Here is a 24465-nt window from a genome sequence, read left to right on the forward strand (position 1 = left end):
ACCGTTTCCCGGCGGAAGAAAGGGGCCACGGCAGCGGTTCAGCCTCTCCTGCCCAAGGGAACGTGGATCCAGGGCTCCCTCGTCCTGTCCTCCGGCTCGATGGGACGGGCTGATCCCCGCTCTGGTTTTCTGCAACCGCATCAAAGGTGAGGCTGCACAAAGCCGCCGGGAACTCGGTTTTTGTCTCAGTCCCTCAGGCACCCTGGCCGTATGGCGTCGAGCTTGCTATTTTCTGTACTTCGTATCCAGGTCATCAATTGCAGCGACGTTGCCGGCTGACCGGCCGTTAACATCGAAGTGCGACTGAAGCCAAGCATTGACGATCGCTTTTGCCAATTCCGGTCCGATCACTCGCGCGCCCATGGTGATGATCTGAGCATTGTTGCTCAGCTGCGCACGCTCCGCCGAGTAGGTGTCGTGTGTAAGTGCTGCGCGAATACCCGGTATCTTGTTGGCCGATATGCACACACCAATCCCTGTGCCGCATACTAGGATGCCTCGGTCATAGCGCCCATCAAGAATGGCCCGGGAAGTCCTTTCAGCGATGCTGGCATAATATTCCGCAGCTCCCTCTTCAGACTGGCTGAGGTCATTGACCTCGACATTGCCGATAGCCGACAGGTGCTGGAATATGACTTTGACCAGAGGCTCTCCTGCGCTGTCACCTGCAATAACGATTTTCAAAGCACTTCTCCTTCTTTCACATACGTCAATGAACCTGACTGGAGATAACGAACTGCTTTACTGCAAATTCGGGGCGTCGCCTTTGCGCCCGACTGAGACAGCCTCCTCCCCATGGTAGCGTTTGATGCGTTCCACCTCTTCCCAGGAGCCAAGGATTACCGGAACCCTCTGGTGCAGCCCTGTCGGTTGAATATCGAGGAGGCGCTGCAAGCCATCCGTCGCTTGCCCTCCTGCTTGTTCGACGATCATTCCAAGGGGGCTGGCCTCGTACATCAGGCGGAGTCTGCCACCTCGCTCCTTGTTTCGGACATCCCAAGGATACAGGAACACTCCGCCTCGAATGAGGATCGAATGCACATGACCTACCATCGAGGCAATCCATCTCATGTTGAAGTCATTGCCCCGCGGACCTGGCTGGCCCGCTACTAGTTCGTCGACATAGCGCTGAACGGGAGGAGCCCAGTGGCGCCGGTTCGACATGTTGATTGCGAACTCACGAGTTTGCGCCGGAATCTCCATCCGATCATGGGTCAACAGCCAGGTACCGAGTTCGCGATCGAGGGTAAAGCCGAAAACCCCATTGCCGACCGTCAGCACCAAAATCGTTTGTGCGCCATAGACAGTGTATCCGGCGGCCACCTGTTGGCGTCCAGGCTGCAGAAAATCCTGCTCGGTCACTTCGCGGGCCGAGGCAGAATCCGGAGTTCGAAGGACGGAAAAAATCGTCCCGACCACGCCGTTGACGTCGATATTGCCTGATCCGTCGATCGGATCGTAAACGAGGAGATACTCCCCTGCCGTGTATTCCTTGGGAATGCGATGGATCGTCTCCATTTCCTCGGACGCGAGAGCCGCCAAATGGCCACCCCAAGCGCTTGCATCCAGCAGGATGTCGTTGGATATGACATCAAGCTTCTTCTGCACCTCACCTTGAACGTTCTCACTCGAAAGATTCCCGAGCAGATCGTTCACCGCGCCCCTGTTCACCACGCTGCTGATTCTCTGGCAGGCGCCAGCCACCACTTCGATCAGCATGCGCAGCTGTTCTGGAATGCAGGCGTCGTTGTACTGCTGCTCGACCAGGAACTGAGTTAAAGTCTTGTGCTTCGTTGTCATTGTGAGCAAAATCCAGACCTACAACTCAAAAAGCTCGGCGAGCACCGTGCCTGCCTTAGTGGAACGAACGGCCCCTGTCTCCATGAGCACGTTCAACGGGTCGCTTCATCAAGGCTCAGAACTGCCATAGCGTTCGTGGCGGTCGTCGCCAGGGTGTCGATCAATCCTGTCCGCAGCGCTCCGAGGATCGCCGTCACTTTGGAGTTCTCAGCTGCGATCGCAATCACATTCGGAATCCGCCTGAGGTCGCGACTCTGCAGTCCAACCACCCTGCCCTGGATCGGCGTCATCGCAGGCTGACCGTGGATGTCGATGAAGTCATAGCCCATGATATCGCCTACGGTGCCGGTGCGCTTCGCCTCTGTGATCTCCTGCGCGGAGAACCAGCCCATTCGGACGATGTTGCTCTCTTCGCTCACGTCCCCGATTCCGACGAGCGCCATGTCGGCGCGGCGAGCTTTGTCGAGAGTCTGCCGGACAGTATCGTTTTCGGCCAATGCGCGACGCACCTCCGGATCGCCGACCATGGCCGGGGCATAGAGGGTCTCGCTCTCACCGCCGAAGCGCGCGGCGAGCCGACGGCAGATGTGATCGGGGTTCATGGTCTCGCCGCCCCGATAGCTGCCGCCGATTGCGCAAACAAATGTGCAGTTTCGCGGGGTGACGCTGATCGCATAGTCGCTCACCGCGCTGACATTGCGCCCCATTCCGACTGCCACGATCGCGCCAGCGCTCAAGGTGCGGTCGAGGTAGTTGGCAACGATGCCGGCGAGGAGTGCACGCTGTTTGTCAGCATCTTTATGGTCGATCGACAGAAGCGCACGGGAGATTCCGAAACGTTGGATCAGTTCGCGCTCAAGGTCGACCGTATGAGTTGGGTGATGCTGAACCCGGATCTCGACGATCCCGAGTTCCTGCGCCCTTTTAAGCATTCGTCCTATGGTGGCGCGTGAGATTGCGAAACGCCTTGAGAGCTCGTCCTGCGTCTGACCATCTACATAATAGAGAGTGGCCAGCTGGGTCAGCTGCTCAATGGATATTGCGGCGGATGCGCGCTGAACTCGAACGATTGTTTCATTAGGCATGCATGGATCTCGATCTGTCAGAGTCTGTTGACTCGCGCCAGGAACAATCAACCCCTTCTCCGTATTGCAAACACAGCTCCCGCCAGGACGATGAAGGCACCGATAACAGCCTTCTGCCAGGTGCTCGGGACCCCGGCCAAAATCAGAACGTTGTTGATCAGTGCCACGAGAAGGACACCCAGCAGTGTCCCGGCTACTGTCCCGCGCCCACCAGTGATGCGTGCGCCGCCAAGGACGACCGCCGCAATCACGTCCAACTCAATTCCAGACAAATCGAATGGATTCGCCAGCCGGTTGGCAGCCACGTGCATCAGCCCGGCTACACCTGCCAGCATGCCGGCATAGGCGAAGACGAACACGTGCACCGTACGCAGGTTGTATCCCAGCCGCTCGGCGATGTTCAGACTTCCGCCCATCGCAAAGACGGCCCGCCCCATGAGAGTTCGCTCCAGGAGCCACCACGTCAAGATCGCCGCCGCGGCGAGAACCAGCACGAAAGCGGGGAGCTGGGTCTGCCCCCCACTGGCGGTGTTGAGGGTCAGCAGCGTCGCCTTGCCGAATGCATCCATGGCCGGCGGAACGTTCATGAACAGCTCGGTCCCGATAAACGTCAGCAGGAAACCGCGGAAGACGTACTGCGTTCCGATCGTGACAATCAGGGATGGTGCGCTGAGCGTGTGCACCAGAAGACCGTTCAGCGCGCCCAGCAGCATTCCACCGCCTGCCCCCGCCAGAAGGATGAGAGCCAATGGAGCATCTGGCCAGAATTGAACGACCGCTTTTGTCAGCGAGTACATGACGAGCGCTGCAATTGCCGCGAACGAAACGTCCAGTCCGCCAGCGGCCAGCACAACCAGGACGCCAAGCGCGAAGAGGCCCAGGACTACCGACGCGCGCAAGATGTCGAACAGATTTGCGACACTGTAGAACGTTGGATTGATTGCGCCGACGACCCCGCAAACGAGAACGATCAGCAGGAGGGTGAAGCTCGAGGGCCGGCGGACGAGCCAGTCCATCACCTGCCATGAGCGTGACGGTGCCGATTTCACAGCGATAGGGAGTGTCGATGTCGTCATCATGCAGCTTCCTTGCTGATGCCTTCAGCTAGCATTTCTTTATAGATGTCGCCTTCCTGCACATTATCGGCGCGGAAGCTACGTGTGATGTTGCCTTTGCGCATGACCAGAATGCGGTCGCAGTTCTGCAGCAGCTCTGGCAGGTCGTCGCTGATGATGATGACACCGAGGCCCTCGTCTGCCAGACGCTGAATAATTCTATAGATCGTGTCCTTGGAGCCGACGTCCACGCCGACGGTCGGGCCGTGCAGGATCAGGACCTTGGGCTGGATTGTCAGCCAGCGCCCAATCAGTACACGCTGCTGGTTTCCACCCGAGAGTGATTTCACAGGCCGGTCGATATCAGGTGTCGCGACCTGAAGGTCGGCGATAATCTTATTGGCGAGTTGGTCGGATTCGCTCTTGTTGAGCCATCCAAGCGCGCCCCGCAGACGATCGAGGACGGCCACGACGATGTTGTCCCGAATCGGTTTGTCGAGGAACAAGCCCTCGTCCAGCCTGTCCTCCGGCACGTAGCCGATCCCGGCCTGGATTGCATCGACCGGTCGGCGTAGGGAAACGCTTTGTCCTTCGAGTTCGATTCCGCCGCGGTCGGCAGGCTCGACGCCCGCCAGGGCTTTAGCAAGTTCATTACGGCCTGAATCCAGGAGGCCCGTGATCCCGAGGATCTCTCCGCGTCCGAGAACGAACGATGCGTCGTCGAACGCGGAACGCAGGCCCAGGGCGCGCACGGTCAGCAGCGGTTCACCGGCAGCGGTCACATGCCGATAGCGGGTGTCCTCGATCGGCTTGCCAGTCATCCACTGGGCAATTTCCTTTTTCGTGAAGCTGTTGATCGGCCCTTGCCGAACCTTCTGGCCGTCGCGGAAGACGATCACCTCGCCGCCGATGGCGTAGCACTCGTCCAGCTTATGGCTGACGAATAGGACCGCCACACCCTGCTGGCGCAAATCTTCGACCACTTTGATTAGGTTGTCGACCTCACGCCTGGTCAGCGAAGTGGTAGGCTCATCCATGATGACCATGCGCGCCTGCACAGCAATCGCACGGGCAATGGCTATCAACTGCCGGGTGGCAATTGGCAGATCCTCGACAGGCGTGCCAAGGAAGGCGGCAGTCGTCGGCAGGTTTACGGCTGCCAAAGCACGCTGCGCAGTTTCCCTCAACCGTTTTCTGTCCAACGCGTGGGCCAAGCGGCCCTGATGCCGGACGAGTTGCTCGCTGAGGCCGACGTTCTCCGCTACGCTGAGGTTCGGCAACAGCGATAGATCCTGGTAGACGGTTTCGATGCCGGCCGAGAGAGACTCGATGGATGTAAGGGAACCGTAGGATTTCCCCTGAATGATGATCTCGCCTTCATCGGGAGGCTGCGCGCCTGCGATGATCTTGATGAGCGTGCTCTTCCCGCAGCCGTTCTCACCCATCAGGTGATAGATCTTTCCCGCCTCGATCGTAAGGCTGACGCCGCGCAACGCATGCACACCGGCAAAACGCTTGTGCACACCGCGCAACTCGAGAAAGGGTGTTCCCACCGCTGCGCTGTCGGATGCTTGGTTCGAAGGAGACATCATGCTCGGGTCCAAAGATGGGCCGGGCGCCGCAGCGCCCGGCCTCGCTGATCGTCGTGGTTAGAAAGGATACTGCTTGTAATTGGACTTATCGACGTCCACCCAGGCTTCTCCGGTGATGATGACGCCGGCACCGGCGCCCTTCTTCACGCTAACCTTTTCGTAGCCCTTCACACCGAGATTCATGCCGTCCGTGATTGGCTTGCCTTCGACTACGAGTTGCGCAACCTTGTTCATTACGATGCCGGCATCCTTGGGATCCCAGAAGCCAATGCCGTCGACGGCGCCGCTTTCGAGATACTTGCCGCTATCCTGCGGAAGCCCCAGTCCGACAACGCAGGTCTTGTCCTGAAGGCCCGCCTCCTCCACAGCACGGCCAATGCCGATCACGTCGATCGCGGAGCCGCCCTGAAAGCCCTTGATATCAGGATGCTTACGGAGGATTTCCTTAGCCTTCTGGTATGCGTTGTTCGCGTCGTTGAACGACTCGTTCTTGGCGTCCACCAAGGTCATGTTTGAATACTTCTTGGCGTTCTCCGCTCCGCCGTCGGCCCACTGGACGTGAGTCAGACTTCCCAGCGAGCCGACGAAGGACGTCCACTTGCCGGATTCACCCATGCATTTTGCCATGCGCTCGTTCAAGCGGGCACCGAATGCCTTGTTGTCGAAGGCCTCAATGTCGGCCAAGGTATTCTTCTGGGTATCGGCCTCGTGGGTGATGACCTTGATGCCCCGATCCATGGCGCGCTTGAACACACCTTCCAGCGAGGACGGGTCCATCGGAACGACAGCGATGGCCGTGACCTTCTTTGCCACGAGATCCTCGATCAGACGCTGCTGCTGTGCCGCATCGGCCTTCGCCGGGCCGGTTTGGCTTGCCGCAATGCTCGGCGTGTTGCTGTCGAACTCCTTAACGCCTTCTTCCATGCGCTTGAACCAAGTCTCGCCGGTCACCTTCACGACCGTCACGATGGTCGACTCACTCTGCGCGTACAAAGCCGAGCTTCCTACGACGCATGCCAGGGCTGCGCCCCCCCAGACTGCCTTACGAATCATTGTAGTTCCTCCACTGAGCTTCTTTGATTTCATGTCGATGCGTGTGTTGTTCAGAGCTGTAATGTCGGGTCTCCATGGCTGATTTAGTCAAAGCGGCGGCCGGGTCGCAGTGCCCCCCTTATGGGGCGCCTGAGACCAAAACATCCTGAGATCAATCCTTGAGCTGGCAAGGAAGAGCAGCAGCAGGAGCCCCCAGGCGCAGTCGCGGAAGAAATTTGAAATATCGAGAAAGTTGAACGTGCTCGACAGGATCTGGAGTGCCGTGGCCGAAAGCACCAGGCAGATCATTCGACCGTAGCCGCCTTCCGGTCGCACGCCTGCCATCACGACGATCAGGATCGCGATCAACACATAGGAGCTGCCATAATCCCACTTCGCGCTGGAAGTGCGCGCCGCGATGACGATCCCGGCCACCGACGCGAGAACCCCTGAGATCGTGTAGACCATCATGAGCATGCGGATGCGGGGAACGCCGGCATATTGCGCCGCCCGGGCGTTGGTTCCCATCAGGAAGAGACGTACGCCGTTCGGGCTGAAGCGCATCCAGGCACCGATCGCCAGGGCAATCACAGCGAAGAGAGCAAAGCTCCAGGGTACGTTGAGGATGTTCTCATAGCCGAGTGTTTCAAGGAAGCCCGCACCATCGATGCGCACGCCCGAGCCATTGGTCAGCGCCACCGCCATGCCGGTGAACAACAGCTGAGTGCCAAGAGTACACAAGATCGGCGTCAGCCCAACGATCGCAATGAGGACGCTGTTGAGGAGCCCGCCCAGCAGCCCCACAGTCAAGGCGACCGCGCAGAACACCACGGCATAGAGCTGCGGAGCCTCATCCGGGGCCACCAATCCTGGAACGAGCAGGCCTGCGACCACGGCGGAAAGATTGGCAAGAGCAATGCCCGACAGGTCAATGCCCCCGTTTCCCGAAATCATTGCCAGCATAACGCCGATGGCGAGAAGCCCCAGCTCGGGAATTTGGCTCGCCATGGATTGCAGGTTGTAGGGATCCAGAAAGTCCGCCCCGGTCAGCACGGCGGCGCATGCAAGCACAAGGATATTAACGCCGACCAGAAAGTTCAGCTGACCATCAGAAAAGGCGCGCTTCACCAAGACCTCCATGCACCCGCCGCATCAGGCGCCCCAAACAGAGCAAGATGCTTAAATCCACTATCTGCCCCAGGACTCGCAGCAGCGGTTATGATCCCGACGCAACGCGAGCTTAGCGCCGCTTCCGCAGGGCTAGCCCAAACTCCAGCGGCTCCGTCCGCTCCCATCCCAGGTTCGACGGCCTCCGCCACCAAATCTTGAGCAGTTGCTCGCCTATAGATCTTATTCTCCGCTCTCTTTTGGGCAAGTGCCCAGGCATTGGACTTTTGTTCAATGGCCGGTCATGCACGAAAACCGTTATCTTATAAAGTGTTCAACCGACTTACATCAAGCTGAGCACCCTTATCGGCCCGATAATTTGACGGTCTGTCAAAGGTGCTGCGAGGCACAAGTCTGAGCATTCGCTCTTTATCGGATCAAACGTTCCAACAGGACATCATAGCCGGAGGCTGCTTATGAACCGCATCATCAACAACCCGGACTTGGTCGTTGAGGATATGCTGAAAGGCTGGCTGCTGGCCCACGCAGATACCGTGACCGGAACCGAAAACCCCCGGGTGGTCAAACGGGTCGGATCGCCACAAACCGGCAAAGTGGGAGTGGTGACTGGCGGTGGGTCGGGCCACGAACCGGCCTTCTTGGGATATGTAGGCGAAGGACTGCTCGATGCGGTAGCCGTGGGCGAGATCTTTTCGTCGCCGACCGCAAAGAGCTTCCTTGACGCCATGCGGGAGGCTGATGGCGGCGCGGGCGTGGCATGTCTCTACGGCAACTATGCCGGTGACAACATGAACGTGAAAATGGCCATACAAATGGCTGAGCGCGAAGGCATCATCGTGAAGACGGTTGTCGCCAATGACGATGTGCCCTCCGCCCCCAAGGGGGACGAACCCAAGCGCCGTGGCGTGGCGGGAGAGATCCTGATGTGGAAAGTCGGATCGGCCAAGGCCGCGATGGGGGCCTCCCTGGACGAGGTGATTGCTGTCGCCCAGAAGGCGATTTCCAACACCCGCAGCGTCGGCATTGGTCTGTCAGCCTGCATCATTCCTGCCGTCGGCAAGGCCAATTTCACGATCGAGCCGGGCACCATGGAAGTCGGGATCGGACACCATGGCGAGCCAGGCATCGATGTTCGCAAAACGGCGAGCGCCGCCGAAATGGCCGACATGATGCTCAGCATCATTCTGCCGGACCTCCCCTTCGCCCATGGAGACAAGGTGGCCGTGCTCGTTTCCGGCCTCGGCGCCACGCCTCTGATGGAACAGTATATTCTGTATGCCGAAGTCGCCGAGCGGCTTAAGGCCCATGGCATCACAGTCGGCTTCAATCTCATCGGGAACCTTTTCACGTCGCTGGAGATGATGGGCATCACGCTCACGGTGATGAAGCTTGATGACGAGTTGGAAGCCTGCCTGACAGCCCCCTGCCGGTCGGTCGGCGTGACGGTCGCGGGTGATCTGCCGCGCGGCAATGCTCCAGCGACGTCGGCGGTTCGCTCGTCGGGCCGTCAAGAGGCGCGCAAGGTTCTTGAAGCCTCGGCCCGGACGATGACCGGCTCCACGATCGAGCTGCGTCAGGCCGGCAGCATCGTGCGGGATCTCATCGCCACCATCAACGCCAATCGGGCCTACCTGAGCGAGATCGATGGCCTCATCGGCGACGGGGACCACGGCATCAACATGAGCAAAGGCTTCACCGGGTGTGGAGCACGACTGGATGCTCTGGGCGAAAAGGCCGAGGACCTGCCGGTGGCCCTGGAGCAGCTGTCGCAGGCTCTGATGGATGACATCGGCGGCTCGATGGGCCCTCTTTACGGAAACTTCTTCCTCGGCTTCCATGACGTGCTCAAGCCCTACCCGGAAATGGATGCCGCGCTGTTCGGCGAGGCTCTGGCAGCCGCAGTTGCGAATGTGCAGGGAATGGGCAACGCTCAGGTTGGAGACAAGACCCTTATCGACACCCTGGTGCCCGCCCTGGACGCCTACCACCATGCACTGGCCTCCGGCTCGAGCTTCGGGCAAAGCCTTGAGGCGATGAGGGTTGCGGCCGAGAAGGGCAAGGACTCCACCAAGCAATTGCAGGCGCGGATCGGCCGCTCGGCTCGCCTCGGAGAGCGCTCGATCGGTGTTCTCGATGCGGGCGCCACCTCGTGCTTCCTGATCCTCGAATCGATGGCAAAGTCCCTGGAGCGCATGCTGCCCAAGTGATGGCGCCGCTCCCCACTCGAAACTTCGGGCAATTCCATTCGAGGCACCTTATGACCGGTCTTGTGAACCGAACCACTCTGGCTAATGCATTGCGAGTGTTAGCGGTAGACGCTGTCCAACAGGCAAATTCGGGGCACCCGGGCATGCCCATGGGCATGGCCGATATCGCCGAGGCCTTGTGGCGCCACCATATGCGTCACAACCCCGCCAATCCCGCCTGGCCGAACCGTGACCGTTTCGTTCTGAGCAACGGCCATGGGTCGATGCTTCTCTATGGGCTGTTGCATCTCACGGGCTATGACTTGCCAATAGAGGAAATCAAGCAGTTCCGGCAGCTGCACAGCCGTACCCCAGGTCATCCCGAGTTGGGATACACGCCAGGAGTGGAGACAACCACGGGGCCTCTCGGTCAGGGGCTTGCAAATGCGGTCGGCATGGCTCTGGCCGAGAAGCTGCTCGCGAGCGAATTCAATCGCGACGGATTCCCGCTCATCGACCACCATACCTTCGTGTTCATGGGCGATGGCTGCTTGATGGAAGGCGTAAGCCACGAGGCTTGCTCCCTCGCCGGCACATGGGGGCTCGGGAAGCTGATCGCGTTCTGGGACGACAACGGCATATCGATCGACGGACACGTGGAAGGCTGGTTCACGGACGACACGCCGGCTCGCTTCGAAGCCTATGGCTGGCACGTCATCCGCAACATCGACGGGCACAACTCCACGGCGCTGGACGCCGCCATAGCTGAAGCCAAGGCCGAGGTGCGACGGCCGACGCTGATCTGCTGCAAGACCGTTATCGGAAAAGGGTCACCCAACAAGGCAGGTACTCACGATAGCCATGGCGCGCCGCTGGGAGCCGATGAGGTGGCTGCAGTGCGTTCCGAACTCGGCTGGCCGCACCCCGCCTTCGAAGTTCCCCATGCTGTCCGCAGCGCATGGGATGCTCGGGATGCCGGCGCGGCGCTCGAGGCATCGTGGAACGAGCAGTTCGCGGCCTATGAGCGAGTTCATCCGGGACTGGCCCAGGAGCTTCGCCGGCGCCTCTCCGGACGTCTGCCTGCCGGTTTCAGGGAGCAGGCCAAGGCGGCTGCCGATGCGGTCGCTGCCAAAGGCGAGACAATTGCCAGCCGCAAGGCGAGCCAGAATGCAATCGCACTGCTCGCCCCGACATTGCCGGAACTGATCGGCGGCTCCGCGGATCTGGCCGGCTCCAACCTGACTCTTTGGAAGCAGGCGCGTGATGCCAATCAGCCGAGCGGCGGCAACTACGTGTACTACGGCGTGCGGGAATTCGGCATGGCTGCCATCATGAATGGTCTGGCGCTGCACGGAGGATTCCGACCGTTTGGCGGGACATTCCTGATGTTCTCTGAGTACGCCCGCAACGCACTCCGAATGGCGGCCTTGATGAGACTCAATCCGATTTACGTGTTCACGCACGACTCCATCGGCCTGGGTGAGGACGGCCCGACGCATCAGCCTATCGAACAGACCGCCACCCTGCGCCTCATGCCAAACATGGACGTGTGGCGCCCCTGCGACGCGGTTGAAACTCAGGTTGCATGGCAGGCGGCGATCGAAAGCAGCGACCATCCAACGAGCCTCATCCTCAGCCGACAGAACCTGCCTCATAACCAACGTAGCATCGAGCAGATCGAGGCGATTGCCCGTGGTGGATATGTGCTGAGTGAGCCTGCCGAGAGCCCTGTTGCGGTCATCATAGCAACGGGTTCGGAGGTGAGCCTAGCCATGGCGGCGCAGCGTCGCCTGGCAGAGGCAGGCGTGCATGTCCGTGTCGTCTCGATGCCATCGACGTTCCGTTTCGACCGGCAGGAAACATCATGGCAGGAATCGGTTTTGCCAGGACACTTGCCGCGCGTAGCCGTGGAGGCTGGCGTTTCCGATTACTGGCGTAAATATGTCGGGCTCAATGGAGCCGTTGTCGGCATCGACAGCTTCGGCGAGTCCGCTCCTGCACAGGCGCTCTTCGAGCATTTCGGCGTGACTGAGGCGGCAGTTGTCGCAGCCGTGCAAAGGGTACTTGCCGTGGAGGGCACCCGCGCCTGAGCGGGCCCCGACGAGCCGCTGTCTGCATGGCACAAGTCCGCTCCCGACTGACGATCTGCCCGAGATGTCAGTCCTGGAGGTCTTGCCAGGTGCGCTGTAGATGACCCTCCTCCGCCACGGCCTCCCGGTGACGGGTTTCCTCCCTAAACCCGACGCCCCCAGGAAGCCTTTTTTCTCGCTGCCTGTGCGTGGCGCCGTCGCGCTTGGGCTGGCTTATCATTGAGGTTGCGTCATGTTTTTGTCAGTCATTCTTTCAGGCTTGCGTCGCTGGCTGCGTGCTCGCGAAACGGCACGGCAATTGAGTGCCCTGTCCGACCGTGACTTGTCCGACATTGGCATTGCAAGACACGATATCGGGCAAGTGACGCGCCAAGGCCTCTGAAGCCTGAACTGGCTGCCGCTACGGCGAAGAAGATTGGGTGAGGGGCTAGGGCGGCAGTGCATCCGTGCCTGTCCTTGCCCCTCAGGTCAAGCGACCACGGGGCTCACCTAAAGCGGCTCGATGACACCTACATGACGCCGCTGCGACTGATTCCTGGTCGCAACCATCCTTTGAACTCTGCCTTGAGCGGCCTTTCTCTATCGCTACGAGCGTGATGCCCGAACCGTGCTGATCCCCCATCGTCACATCCGTCGATCAGCGGCAGATCTTCCGAAACCTGCGTCGAAAGACCAGGGACAACTGGCGAGGTGTACTTCAACGGGTTGGACTAGCGCACATCCCTGATAGAGGAAGGCTAAGCTGCGGCCGCCGATGGCTGATCACGCCTGCTCACGACAAAGAGAAGCGCCCCGCGTGTGCAGAGGCGCTGAAGTTCCAGGGAGGATCGGCCCCCCAGCCGCTCCATCATGGACCATGACCAGAATGCCTGAAGAACAAGGCTGTGGCTGTATCGAAAAGAGCACAGGCGAAGAGAGATGCACTCTCAGAGGCTGGCCAGCAGGAGGCTGATGCCGAGCAGGGCCGCAAGCGAGACGACAAACCGGATGGCGGCGCCTTTGAACGTTGGTGCCGACGCCGGAGGAAAATCCGGCACTGCGACATCTGTCTGACGCATGATGAGCACCCTCAAACAATTCAGCTGGCTTGGAAAATTGACAAAAAAGATTCGAGCGGTCGTGCGGCCCGGCGGGCGTTTATCTGTCCGATTGGTACGCCGATGTCTGTAGCCGGCAGGACACACGATGGGTTCGTGATGCTGCGGCTTGGGGTGAGGCCACTTCATTCAGGGCAGACGTTGCCCCTAGCACGACTTGTTTATTGCGCCATGGGGACCAGCACCAGAGTGGAATGCAGATTGTCGATCCCTCCTGGCCGCCTACATCCAGGGTGTGCGTCATTCCCTTGGCACACCAGCGCCCTGACGTGGGCCCGGACGGATTTGAAGCCCGACCAGACCGTTATGAGCGGTCGGCTCTAGCAGGCCCTGGGCCGAGCAACTAAACCGGATCGTCGGCACTTCGGCTGTATCAAGAACGGCTCAGCAGGCCAAGAGTGCAGGTGTCCCGTGACCGGCTCTGCTCCTGATAAATGTCCTCCTGTCCCCTTCACTTTCCGAGATCAAGAACATCGAGGCTGCGAACGCGTGTCAAACGTTGAGCCGGTCCTGTAGGTGTGAGGAAGCAGGCGCTCGAAGCTGCGGCGCACGATGCCGTAGCACTCGCAGGAGGCTCCCTCAAGACCGAGCCGGTTCGTCACCGTGATCAGACCCCGGCCCTGTTTGATGAGACCTGCCTCCTGAAAGGCTCGCGTAATGCTGCTGACCGTGGAGCGCTGTACGCCCAGCATGTCGGCCAGGAACTCATGCGTGAGCGGCATGGTGTCCCCGTCGAGCCGGTCGTGCATGCTGAGGATCCAGCGGCACGCGCGGGCCTCGACACTGTGGACCGCATTGCAGGCCACGTTCTGCAGCACCCGCGCCATCATGGCCTCGGTGAAGCGCAGCACCAGCTGCCGCACCTTTGGGCGTTGGCCGATCACCTCGTGCAGGCGCTCCAGTTCGATCCGAGAAGCGGTGCCAGTGGTCTGCACGATGTAGCGTCCGAAGGATTGGACAGCCGTCACGGCACTCACCAGGCCCAGAGCGCCTTCCCGGCCGTAGACGGCCATCTCGGCTGTGCGGCCATCCTTCAGCATGGCCACCAGCGACACCACTGTGTCATGGGGAAAGTAGGCGTGGCGTAGGGCATCGCCGGCCTCGTACAGCACCTGATCTTGTTGCAAGCAAACCCCGTGCAGGTGCGCCTCCAGTACCGCTAAGTCGTCCGGCTCCAAAGCCGCCAAGAGGCGATTGGCGCGGTGATCGATCTTTGGGGTGGGAGTGGTGGTGTAGTCATGAGGCTTCATACCTCAAGCTAAGCCAGGCATGATCCCGAAGAAAAGTCTGAATTGTCATCCGGATTAGCCAACGTCTGCTGCCAACCGGGGATGACAAGATTGCGGAGGCGGGATCTCGCCGCCCCGCCGGCTTGGATCGTCGCCACGACAATGGCATCCCGACCTATGAGCGAGACCAGCCGCTAGCTGAAACTCTGAAACGAATTATTTGCGACGGATCCAGCCGGAGTTGAGCGGGAGCCGGTACATGGTAAAGCCCCAGCTCCAAGGTGAACGGACCTGATGATGCCGCATACCATCTATCGAGGCGCAGCAATGTGCCGGGCGTGCGCTGCTGGCTTGGCCATAGATCCGCTTTAATGGCAGCCGATTGTGAGGCACCAGGGAGGCAACCATGGCCAGGGCAAGAACTCCTCTGTCCGCGTGTATCGGCGTCATCGGGTTGATGGTTGGCTTCGACGCAGGTGCCGAGCCAGGCAGGCCCGAGAAGGTGCAGGTCGCACTCGAAGCCTGGCTGGCAGAGAGAGCTCCATTGGAGAAGGTCACAGGCGTTGCCGCCTATATCAGCCTGGGGGATCCTGGGCCGGCCATTGAGGCCTTTGCTGGCACCACAGGCCGGTCGCCCTCCGACAAGCCCGTCAGCCAAGACACCCTGTTCCAGATGGGCAGCACGTCGAAATCGTTCACGGCTGCTGTGATACTCAAGCTCGAGGCGGGCGGCGCGCTGTCGCTCGACGAGACGGTTGGCAGATGGTTGCCGGAGTATCCCGCCTGGCGGGATGTCAGTATCCGGCGCCTGCTCAACATGACCAGCGGGATCCCGAACTATTCCGAAACCGAGGCGATGTCACGCCTGTGGGTCGAGGAAGCCCAGCGCGACCTCAGCGCCGAGGAACTTGTGAGGATCGTGTACCCCACCAGCAGCAACGGACTACCTGTCACGACGGGCTATCACTACTCCAACACCAATTACATCTTGGCGAGCATGATCGCCGAGAGAGCAAGCGGCAAGACATTTCGGGATCTGGTTCATGAGCTGGTGATCGAACCGCTCGGGCTTCACTCGACCTTCTATGAAAGTGGCATCTATCCCGAAACCGTGCTCCGGCGGCTGGCGCATGGCTACTTCGAGAACCCGGCCTGCACCGACTACCAGCCGAAGGATTGTGCAGTATCCTGGAACCTTCCGCTGGTGGGGCGCGACGTGCGTGCCATGAGTTCATCGTGGGCCCAGGCCGCTGGCGGCGCAGTTTCGAACGCACGCGACGTCGATCGCTGGATGCGGGCGCTGTTTGCGGGCAAGGTCGTGCCGCCCAAGCAACAGGCTGAGTGGCTTCGGATGGTTTCGACCCGCACCGGGGCGCCCCTCGCCGAGGTGTCACCGGAGGACCCGCGCGGCTTCTCCCTTGGCTTAGCCCAGTCGATCCTCGGACCGATGGGAGCGCACTGGTTCTACGAGGGTGAAACGCTTGGCTACCGCACTCTCTATGTCTGGTTTGCGCAGGACGACATTCTGATCACGGTGCAGACCAACTCGCAACCTGCCGACGGAATGGACCGGCTCCACAAGGCGGTGACTGCAATTTACGAGGCCGTTAAGCCGCCTGCCTCGCCATGATCTTCCGCGTGTCATGGCAGAAGCGCTCGATGTCGTGCAGGAGCCAAAGGTGGATCAGTATAGGACTTTCCTCTCCGGATTAGCATCCTCAAGCACGGTCCAGATGGTCGAAGCGCCGATCGATCTTCCCGAAGGCATAAAGAACGCGATTGAGGTCCGGACGGGAACTCGGAACAGAGCAGGTGCCTAGCGTTGAGGTCCAAGCCAAAGGTCCGCTCGCCGAGCGAAGGCGGACATTCGGCTTTTTCCGCTCAGTGCCGGGAGCGGTGCTTTGCCCGGCATTACGAGCATTATGCTTCCTCAAGCCCGATTCTGGTACGGTTTCGTCCCTCCGCCTTGGCAGCGTACAGGGCCCGGTCCGCCCGGCGGAGGATCGAGCTGCGGTCATCATCCGGCATGGCCTCCGTCACGCCCGCACTGAAGGTGCAAGGCAGTTGAAGACCGCTGTGCTCCAGCACCGCCGCAGGAAAGCTGTCCCGGATGCGCTCAATAATGCGCACAGCGTCCTCAAGACGAACTTCGGGCAGCAGCAGCAGGAACTCCTCCCCGCCGGTGCGGCCCAAGCGGTCCTGGACCCGCACCCTCTCACGACAGAACCGTGCAAAATGCGCGAGAACGGCATCGCCCGCCTCGTGCCCATGGGCATCGTTGATCGCCTTGAAGTGGTCGATGTCGATCACGGCTACGCACAAGCCTGTTCCCGTCGCCTCGTCGGCGGCGAGCGACTCATCCAGCAGTCCTAGAATATGGCGGCGGTTCGGTAACCCCGTGAGCTGATCGGTCCGTGATGCCTTGAGCGCCGCCTCATGGGCTTGGCGCAGGGATTTCTCGTTGTTCTTCAAAGTTGTAATGTCAGCGCCCACGGACAGCACCCAGCCGTTCTGGAGCACCGTGTGGTCGATCCAGAACCAGCGGCCATCCACCAGATCGGTCTCGAAGGACTTGCGGGGAACGCTCCGCCGCCGCGGCAGGGTTCGAGCGATGAAGGCCTCGACATCACCATCATCGATCCGGACGCCAAGCCCGTTCCTGTGCGCGTGACGAAGGATGCTGGTAAAGGTGAGCGGACCGTCGTAATTCCCAAGAAACATACCCTGGTAGGTCTTGTTGGCGTACCGGAGATTGTCCTCGGCATCGAAGATGGAGACCGCCTGCCCGCTTTCGGTAAGGGCCTCCACAAGGCAACGGAGGGCTTCGTCGTCGGGGCTGAAAGGGAGAGAGGTCATGGAAACTCAAGATCAGGAAAGGAGAGCAGCTCAGCTTGGCCTACCCAAGCTGCAAATTGACCGTTCATTCGGGAATTTCCCTTATTCGGCTTCGTTCCGCAAGCGGCCCTACCGGCTGCCGGAATCGGTCGCCATGCGCCAGCTCAGAACATCGGCTCTGGCTGCTGAGGCTGAGCATGCGCCCAGTCACGCCGATATGGGGAGTGCCGGTTCGTGAGGAACCAAGCGGATGACCTTCCCAGCACGCTGCTCTCCGCAACAGGAAAGCTGCGATCTCGCATGAGGGCATCGGGCGCCCCATCAGATACCCCTGTACCTCGGCGCAACCTGCATCACTCAGAACCTTGAGCTGTTCCTCAGTCTCAACGCCCTCGGCTACCCCCAGAAGGTTCAGCCGGTGCAACAGGATCAGTCGACCTGACAGCATTCCTGAGCCGTACCGCCACAATCGTTCAGGGCACTGTCATCATTGGGTCATTCTCCGCCAATCCCCTGCCCTGCCCGAACATCCGCTGTTCACTGCATGAGCGGACATTCAACCTCGTTCCGGGATGCGCCAGAACCGAACTATTCCGGCGCAATAGTGCTCCCTAAGGTTTATCTGGATTCCGAAGAAGTATCGGAAGTCTGACAAGCTATGCTTGGTTCGAGACGCTGTCAGGGTGCATGTCCTTCAGGTCTAAGCTTATGCCGCAAAGAACGGGTGATTGCGATGCCTCAGGCGTGTCAAGCCCATAGCTCTTGAGCAGTCTTGAGCGACCGGCTCGAGCTGTTGTCATTGGGGCATCCGGCGGCATCGGATCCGCCGTCACGGACCTTGTTGCATCGGGCGGGTTGGTAGGCGGAGCGACGACGATCGCGAGCGTGTTCTTTGCATCCGTATAGGCGCGCCGCGGATCTTTGCCCGCGAGCCCCGCGAGACGGTTTGCCTTCAGGCGCACGACCTCACAACCCAAGGCTTCAGCGCGGGTGAGCATGGCGTGGCCGTGCTCCCACTCGAGAGCGGCAGGCGTGACGAGCACGCGCTTGGGCTGCAGGAGTTAAGGTCGCGGCGCGGTGACGGCCGGCTTGGCGGGCTGTCCTGCTGAGCAGTTCGAGAAGAGTTCGTCCGAGAGCACATCCATTCTGATGATGTGGGCATTCAAAGGAGCGGATCCAAAGTGGCAGGGCGCCGCGGACTGTTGGCAGTCGAGCATATTGAGAACTGGCGATTGCGAGCGCCGGCACCTGCTCGACATACGACCGGAAGATCTCGCCTCACATCGGACCATCGGCGGCCGTCCGAGTTCTTGGCCGACGGCACGCCTACCGCTAGGTGTTCGACAGCTTCCTGACTGAGTAATGCGAGAAATATCTCAGCAACCGCCAGCACGATATTGCCTAATCGCCTAATTTGAATCAGCTCAAAATACCGCAGCAGATTCCGAGAAGTAATCATTGATATTTTTTGGCAAAGCAGAAGTCACGTCCGACTTTGCACGATGGACAAGCCACTCCCCAAACTCACGAACGCCCGGCTTGTCGGATCCCGCTGGGTGCAGGAAATAATACGAAATATTGTCCTGGTACGACTGCTGGAAGGGATAATACAAGCGCCCTGCTTTGATATCGGCATCTACGAAAATCGGCTCTCCGATTGCGACTCCGACCCCCTCAACAGCGGCCTGATAACAGTAACTTCCATGATCGAAGGTCAGCCAGCCGGCGGGCTCGATCTGGGTATCGGCCGCGATCCTAAGCCAATGGCCCCAGACATTCGATCGTGTCGCTGACATGATCAAAGTATGACGGCGGAGGTCTTCAACCTGATCGAGGGGAGGATCGGCCGGACCTAACGGCTTGCATATGGGCCTGAATTCGATCGGTGCTACGAGGACACTTGTGCAATCCGACCATTCTCCTCGTCCCGTCCGTACAGCGCAATCGACTCTGTGGCGGGAGAAGTCGACAGGTTCCAGATTGTCTGAGACATCGATCTCTATATGTGGGTATTGAGAATAAAAGTCCGCAAGACGGGGAATCAACCAGCGTAGATTGAATGTATTGTATCCCATGAAGCGAACTCGGGCGCGTTCGCGACGGCTTGTGACGGACCGGGTTGCCCTATCAAGCTCCCCGAACAACTGAGTAATAGTCGCGAAGTATTCCTCACCTGCGCTTGTAAGGCGGATCTCGCGATGCAGGCGTACGAATAAACGTTGATGTAGCGCAATCTCAAGGGCCCTGATCTGCTTACTGACCGCCGCCTGCGTTACATGTAGCTCCAGAGCAGCATTCGTTATTGAGCCATGGCGCGCGGCCGCCTCAAAGCAGCGGAGCGGGTTCAGGGGCGGTAATTGCCACGGCATAACGACACCCTTCACTTAACAAAAACTCATCTGAGTTCGCTCAAAATATCGTTTGAAGCTCCGCTTCGTCAATGAAAAGCTCTCATATGACACAAGCTGAACAGTACTCCTTCTGATAGGGACTAACGCCATTGAGCGTATTGACCTCAGGAATTGTCCAGCCTTGTGGGCCTCATCTTTAACCAGCTTGCGATTGTGCAATGCCGTACACGCAGGCGATGCAGAGCAACTCGTAGCCTGGGCACCAAAGCAATGTTTAGATGTGTCGACCTAACATTTAAGCCGTATCCCGCACCGAATGGAGATGGCGAGGGCGTCGTCCGCCCCAATCTCGGCTATCGCCCAGAAGCTCCTATTCTCCATGAGCCTTCGGACGAGAACCGTTCCATAACAGAAATATTGAGCTTCTACAAAGTAACCTACGCGATGTCCGGCGTACAACCGGGCGAGATCTTCCAGAAAGGCATGCTCACGACTAAGCCCTACACGACTTATGCGACTTTCCACAATCCGAAAGAAACCGATAGCTGGGCCGGACGGTACTTGGCGGAGCTTCCAGCAAAAGACCTTGTCGGTCCATACTCGTTGCTCGATGTAACAAACAGTATCGAAAACGGTACTATCACGGCTGCGGCGCTCAAGGATGCTCTTGGCGATCAGAGACCTGAGCGTACTGTCTTTCTTCGTACGGGACATTCCCGGAACCGCCCCCCAACACCGAATGAAGAGTACCTAGCGAGCTCCCCCGTCCTCGATGAAGCTGCGGCTCATTATCTGACAACGCTCGGCATCCGCATGCTGGGATCAGACGCGCGCACAATCGACCCACGCTACGCTGGCAAGGGAGAAACCCCCGTCTATACAATCCTCAACGAGGCTGGAATTGTCGTGATCGACGATATGGCCAATCTGGATCAGGTTCGGAATTCCCATACCATGGCCTTCATTGGAATTCCTTTGCCGATCCGCTGGGCACTGGGTGGCCCAGCCCGCGTATTCGCCGTTGATCCGAACAACCCGCTCGATTTTGTCGATCTTTCGCATGTGGTCGACTTCCACCCGAATACCCATAGGGATCACCCGCTACCCTTTTCACTACCGGAGAGCGAAGTTGCCATCGACGAGATTGGCGACTACCCGAACCCATGGCCCGGCCGCATTGAACCTCGCGAGGAGCAGGGCAAAACGCAGCGTGGTACACGCCTCACCCCCTTTCGCCTGTTGAATGAACAAGGACGCGAGATCGGCCAGGATATGTACATTGAGTACAGTCACGGAACCGGGACTCACATTGAGGCAGCGTTCTTCGATCCTTGGGGGCGGCACGGCGTGCCGGAAGAAATCCTCAAGCGCTACATCCGCATACCAAAAGACCGCTTAGTCGGTGAGGCGGCTCTGATCGATCTTGCGGATCAAGTCGGCCCCCTTCAACAAATCGACAGCCGGCATCTCAAACGCAATGACCCAGGACTTAAGGCGGGTGATATCTGTGTCATGCGAGCCGATATCACCGATTGGAGCTTCTATGGCAGCACGCCTGGCAACACTCCCGGCTTATCGCCTGACGCAGCGATGTGGCTCGTCGAAAAGAAGATCCGTGCTCTCGTGCTAGACTTCGCCGTAGAGAAAAGTGATCCCATGCCTTCGAGCCCTGCGGTAAAGTACACTCCTAACAAGATCCACTATTTCCTCCACAAGAATGATATTCCCGTGGTCGAGTGGTGTGTAAATATGAAGAACCTACGTAAAAAGCGGTTCATCTTGGCGATTTGCGCTCTTCCCGCCAGCCATCAGGGAGGCTTTCCGGCACAAGTATTTGCTCTCGAGAAGTGGTGAGTGTCAAACAGCAGCAACAATCGATTTCTCTGGATGAGTGCGACTCCAACCGCACCGTCTTAATTTACAAAAAGCGGGAGGATGTTTATGTTTCGACGCCTTTTCTTTGCAGCCGCCGTTTCAATCACACTCGGCGCTGGTGGGGTTCATGCACAAACCCTCACAATGTTGGTCTCCTCGGGGGGGTCCGGACGAACCTTTGAGGCGGCCGCTAAACATTTCTCCGCGGCTACCGGTATCCCGGTAAACGTCATCCAAAATCCCTATGCTGAAGTGCGCGAAAAACAGTTACTCGAGCTGGTCGGCAAGACAGGCAACCTCGATGTGATAAGTGTCGACGGAACAATCTGGATGCCAGAGGTCGCGCCCTTTCTCGATCCTATCGACGAGCAGACTACTGATACCAAGCACCTTATACCTTCTATGGTTGATCTGTTTCGCGCTGACGGCAAGCTTGTTGCATTGCCTGTTCGCATCGCCGGATGGGTGCTTATCTATCGAAAAGATCTCTTCGATGCGGCCGGACTCAAGCCTCCAACGACTTGGGAGGAGTTCCGTTTCGCCGCCAGAACGCTAACCAAAGATGGCGTTTATGGATTTGCCCCTGCTCTGCGGCAAGGCAACTACCTCGTTGTCCAGTGGATACCGTTTCTCTTCAGCCATGGCGGCCAAATACTCAACAAGGAGCGCACAGCGGCAGCCTTCAATTCACCTGAGGGCATCAAGGCAACACAGTTTTTCGTGGACTTGGTGCGTGATGGCCTCGTGCCGCCTGGAGCTACTGCATACGAGCAATCAGACATCATCACTGCGATCTCTCAAGGGATTGCAGCGATGGCGCTCACCTACTCGCCCTATTTCCTCAACATGAACAACCCGAAGGAATCCAAGGTGGCTGGGAAATTGGCAATTGCGCCATCGCTCCCCCGTGATCCAGCCACAGGTATGACGACGGGGCGCACTCTCATCTCGGGTTGGGGATTTGGTGTAGCCGCCAGTTCCCGCAATAAGAAGGAGGCACATCAGTTTATTCAGTTCGTGGCAAGCGACGCCGAACAGAAGCGACTAGCGGTAGAGAACAATAATGCTCCCACCGCCTCCGCCGTCTACAAGGACCCAGATTACCTGAAGGTGTTTCCGGCCGCGGCGGATGTCCAGGGGGCCTTGGCGAGTGCATCTGATCGTCCATTGGTTGAGAGTTGGACTATGATTGAAGACATCCTCGCCCGGGAGTTGTCAGCCGCGGTGACTGGCACGAAGACGGTCAAAGAGGCTCTGGACGCTGCTGAGAAAGCAGTCAACGCAGCACTTTGACAAGGCAATCCTAGAGGATGAGCCATGATAATCGCGTCCAGAACAGTTGTGCCGAAGGCTTCTAGTCGCCGGCGCACCCGCCGGCTTCTCAGTAGCGACAACAGTCTACCTTATCTGCTCCTGGTTCCGGCCCTTATCGCATTGGGGTGCATTCTGGTAGTCCCACTCATCTACAATATCTGGTTGAGCTTCCATGAATATAACTTGTTGCGCCCGGCACGGAACACCTTCGTCGGTTTTGGGAATTACCTTAAGGTCATCCAAGACCCGGCTCACGTCTCGTCTCTCTTCCTGACCGTTCGTTTCACGGCGATCACTGTCCTTGCCGAGGTAATTCTTGGCACATCCCTCGCATTGTTGTTGAATCTGCCGTTTCCAGGCAATCATTTCGTGAGGACATTGGTACTCGTACCGATGCTCATTTCCGAAGTCGTAGCAGGGCTCTCGTGGCGTCTCATCTACCATACCGAATTCGGACTACTGAACTACCTGATCGGGTTATTCGGCTTGTCGCCACAGGTGTGGCTCGGACCGGATTTGGCGCTCCCATCGGTCATGATTGTTGAGATCTGGCAGCATACACCTTTCGTTACGCTGATAATGCTCGCTGGGCTGCAGACCGTTCCACGCGAGTTGCTTGAGTCGTCGATGATGGACGGCGCATCACGCTGGCAACGTTTCCGCTACGTGGTTCTCCCTCTGATCACTCCGATCCTGCTTTTGGCGTTGGTTTTTCGAACCATGTTTACCTTGCGTGTTTTTGCACCGGTCTGGGTATTAACCGGAGGCGGCCCAGCGGATAGTACCCTGGTTATCGGCGTCGATATCTATCGTGCAGCCTTCCGCTACTATAATCTGGGAATAGCCGCCACACTTTCCATCATTCTCCTCGCTGTCACTCTTGCAATCACCCTCGTCTACATGCGTCTGCTGCGTAGGGAGGCGTTGACATGAACCCGAGCGTTGTTCGGCTCTTAGAGAAATATCTCATCGGCCTGTGCGTAATCGCGGTGATCCTGTTCACCGTCTTCCCCCTTGCGTGGATAATTTTGACGAGCGTGAAGCCAGCGAACATCGCCGTTTCGTATCCTCCCAGGTTCTTTTTCACCCCCACACTCGAACATTACGGACTATTGCTCTCCGGTAGCGGCGGCGAAGTGCTGGGAAAGGCGTTCATCAATTCGATCCTGACCACCGGGATCTCCATGATCGTCACATTGCTCGTCGCGTGTCCCGCGGCCTATTCGCTCTCCCGCCTGAAGCCAGCGGGTGGGGCAGCCATTGTCGTATTTATCATCGGGGTTCGCATGCTCCCCCCGATCGTACTGGTCGTGCCGCTATTCCGAATCTTCCAGTCCTGGGGGATAACCGACACACAAACGGCGCTCATTATACCTTATGTGGGCCTGTCTGTTCCGCTTGCGACTTGGATGATGATTGGCTTCTTCCTGAATCTGCCCAAGGAGTTGGAGGAGGCTGCGATGATCGATGGATGCGGACGGATCAAAGCGTTCTGGCACGTGATTCTGCCCCTCGCCGCACCGGGGCTTGCGGCAACGTCGATTTTCACAGGCCTGCTGGCGTGGAATGATCTCGTGTTCTCATTACCGCTGACCACCGTTGACGCCGTAACACTCCCGGTGATTGCATCACGGATGCGAGTGGAAGAGGGAGTACTGTGGGGACAGCTCGGCGCTGTCTCAACGATCATGATTATTCCGGTCATTCTCCTCACTTTTTTCGTACAGAGGCACATAGTCCAAGGGATAGCGTCCGGCGCGGTCAAAGGCTGATCGACGTTCCGGCGATCTGGAAGA

General features: G+C 58.9%; 21 protein-coding genes and 1 pseudogene. 9 read left to right on the forward strand and 13 right to left on the reverse strand.

From position 1 onward, the window contains the following. Window positions 1–225: 225 nt before the first annotated feature. From derI to E4K09_RS02055, 7 genes are all read right to left on the reverse strand, one after another. Window positions 226–684: a D-erythrulose-4-phosphate isomerase gene (derI, locus tag E4K09_RS02025; protein ID WP_134494761.1), complete on the reverse strand. Its 459-nt coding sequence runs from the start codon at window positions 682–684 to the stop codon at window positions 226–228. A gap of 57 nt (window positions 685–741) precedes the next feature. Then, a complete protein-coding gene (locus E4K09_RS02030; protein WP_134494763.1) occupies window positions 742–1800 on the reverse strand; it encodes a class 1 fructose-bisphosphatase in 1059 nt (352 codons plus the stop codon). Between the two features lie 92 nt (window positions 1801–1892). Then, entirely contained in the window at window positions 1893–2936 is a 1044-nt protein-coding gene (locus E4K09_RS02035) for a sugar-binding transcriptional regulator (protein WP_204985674.1), read from the reverse strand. After that, window positions 2933–3964: an ABC transporter permease gene (locus E4K09_RS02040; RefSeq protein WP_134494765.1), complete on the reverse strand. Its 1032-nt coding sequence runs from the start codon at window positions 3962–3964 to the stop codon at window positions 2933–2935. The genes E4K09_RS02035 and E4K09_RS02040 overlap by 4 nt, the downstream gene beginning before the upstream one ends. Next, the gene (locus tag E4K09_RS02045) at window positions 3961–5532 is read right to left on the reverse strand and encodes a sugar ABC transporter ATP-binding protein (protein WP_166802106.1); all 1572 of its coding nucleotides are present in this window, start codon (window positions 5530–5532) and stop codon (window positions 3961–3963) included. Before E4K09_RS02045 ends, E4K09_RS02040 begins: the two co-directional genes overlap by 4 nt. A gap of 57 nt (window positions 5533–5589) precedes the next feature. Next, window positions 5590–6585, reverse strand: coding sequence for a substrate-binding domain-containing protein (locus tag E4K09_RS02050; RefSeq protein ID WP_134494767.1), 996 nt, complete (start codon window positions 6583–6585; stop codon window positions 5590–5592). Between the two features lie 87 nt (window positions 6586–6672). After that, on the reverse strand, window positions 6673–7692 hold the full coding sequence (locus tag E4K09_RS02055) for an ABC transporter permease (RefSeq protein WP_134494769.1): 1020 nt from the start codon (window positions 7690–7692) through the stop codon (window positions 6673–6675). Between the two features lie 455 nt (window positions 7693–8147). Between E4K09_RS02055 and dhaL the strand changes: the two genes are divergently transcribed. The 3 genes from dhaL to E4K09_RS02070 all read left to right on the forward strand — a co-directional run bounded on the left by dhaL (window position 8148) and on the right by E4K09_RS02070 (window position 12350). Beyond that, complete coding sequence (gene dhaL / locus E4K09_RS02060) at window positions 8148–9899, forward strand: dihydroxyacetone kinase subunit DhaL (protein ID WP_204985676.1); 1752 nt, start codon at window positions 8148–8150, stop codon at window positions 9897–9899. A 50-nt stretch (window positions 9900–9949) separates the two neighbouring features. Then, window positions 9950–11968 (forward strand): transketolase, encoded by a 2019-nt coding sequence (tkt, locus tag E4K09_RS02065; protein WP_134494940.1) that lies wholly within the window; start codon window positions 9950–9952, stop codon window positions 11966–11968. A 232-nt stretch (window positions 11969–12200) separates the two neighbouring features. Further along, complete coding sequence (locus E4K09_RS02070; RefSeq protein ID WP_134494773.1) at window positions 12201–12350, forward strand: DUF1127 domain-containing protein; 150 nt, start codon at window positions 12201–12203, stop codon at window positions 12348–12350. 544 nt (window positions 12351–12894) lie between these two features. Here E4K09_RS02070 and E4K09_RS30600 read toward each other — a convergent pair. Further along, on the reverse strand, window positions 12895–13026 hold the full coding sequence (locus E4K09_RS30600; protein WP_280177437.1) for a hypothetical protein: 132 nt from the start codon (window positions 13024–13026) through the stop codon (window positions 12895–12897). Window positions 13027–13529: 503 nt separating this feature from the next. Further along, complete coding sequence (locus tag E4K09_RS02075) at window positions 13530–14192, reverse strand: Crp/Fnr family transcriptional regulator (RefSeq protein WP_244610319.1); 663 nt, start codon at window positions 14190–14192, stop codon at window positions 13530–13532. Window positions 14193–14700: 508 nt separating this feature from the next. Between E4K09_RS02075 and E4K09_RS02080 the strand changes: the two genes are divergently transcribed. Then, a complete protein-coding gene (locus E4K09_RS02080) occupies window positions 14701–15924 on the forward strand; it encodes a serine hydrolase domain-containing protein (RefSeq protein WP_134494777.1) in 1224 nt (407 codons plus the stop codon). 290 nt (window positions 15925–16214) lie between these two features. On the opposite strand, the gene E4K09_RS02085 is transcribed toward E4K09_RS02080, so the two are convergent. Then, the gene (locus E4K09_RS02085; protein WP_134494779.1) at window positions 16215–17150 is read right to left on the reverse strand and encodes a GGDEF domain-containing protein; all 936 of its coding nucleotides are present in this window, start codon (window positions 17148–17150) and stop codon (window positions 16215–16217) included. On the opposite strand from E4K09_RS02085, the gene E4K09_RS29975 reads away from it, so the two are divergent. Beyond that, window positions 17149–17367 (forward strand): hypothetical protein, encoded by a 219-nt coding sequence (locus E4K09_RS29975; protein ID WP_244610320.1) that lies wholly within the window; start codon window positions 17149–17151, stop codon window positions 17365–17367. The two genes, E4K09_RS02085 and E4K09_RS29975, sit on opposite strands and share 2 nt — an antisense overlap. 84 nt (window positions 17368–17451) lie before the next feature. Here the strand turns inward: E4K09_RS29975 and E4K09_RS30605 are convergent. The 3 genes and pseudogenes from E4K09_RS30605 to E4K09_RS02100 form a co-directional block, all read right to left on the reverse strand. Further along, window positions 17452–17577: pseudogene (locus tag E4K09_RS30605) on the reverse strand (EAL domain-containing protein); the annotation flags it as partial. 208 nt (window positions 17578–17785) lie between these two features. Beyond that, window positions 17786–18172: a hypothetical protein gene (locus E4K09_RS30930; RefSeq protein WP_134494783.1), complete on the reverse strand. Its 387-nt coding sequence runs from the start codon at window positions 18170–18172 to the stop codon at window positions 17786–17788. Window positions 18173–18553: 381 nt separating this feature from the next. Beyond that, a complete protein-coding gene (locus tag E4K09_RS02100; RefSeq protein ID WP_134494785.1) occupies window positions 18554–19513 on the reverse strand; it encodes a LysR substrate-binding domain-containing protein in 960 nt (319 codons plus the stop codon). Between the two features lie 384 nt (window positions 19514–19897). On the opposite strand from E4K09_RS02100, the gene E4K09_RS02105 reads away from it, so the two are divergent. From E4K09_RS02105 to E4K09_RS02120, 4 genes are all read left to right on the forward strand, one after another. Further along, a complete protein-coding gene (locus E4K09_RS02105) occupies window positions 19898–21334 on the forward strand; it encodes a cyclase family protein (RefSeq protein ID WP_166802109.1) in 1437 nt (478 codons plus the stop codon). An 87-nt stretch (window positions 21335–21421) separates the two neighbouring features. Beyond that, window positions 21422–22648, forward strand: a complete 1227-nt coding sequence (locus tag E4K09_RS02110; protein WP_166802110.1) for an extracellular solute-binding protein — start codon at window positions 21422–21424, stop codon at window positions 22646–22648. A 24-nt stretch (window positions 22649–22672) separates the two neighbouring features. Further along, on the forward strand, window positions 22673–23602 hold the full coding sequence (locus E4K09_RS02115; protein ID WP_134494791.1) for a carbohydrate ABC transporter permease: 930 nt from the start codon (window positions 22673–22675) through the stop codon (window positions 23600–23602). Beyond that, window positions 23599–24441: a carbohydrate ABC transporter permease gene (locus E4K09_RS02120; protein ID WP_134494793.1), complete on the forward strand. Its 843-nt coding sequence runs from the start codon at window positions 23599–23601 to the stop codon at window positions 24439–24441. The genes E4K09_RS02115 and E4K09_RS02120 overlap by 4 nt, the downstream gene beginning before the upstream one ends. Window positions 24442–24465: the final 24 nt, after the last annotated feature.

It is taken from the genome of Microvirga pakistanensis, assembly GCF_004458765.1.
Lineage (GTDB): Bacteria > Pseudomonadota > Alphaproteobacteria > Rhizobiales > Beijerinckiaceae > Microvirga > Microvirga pakistanensis.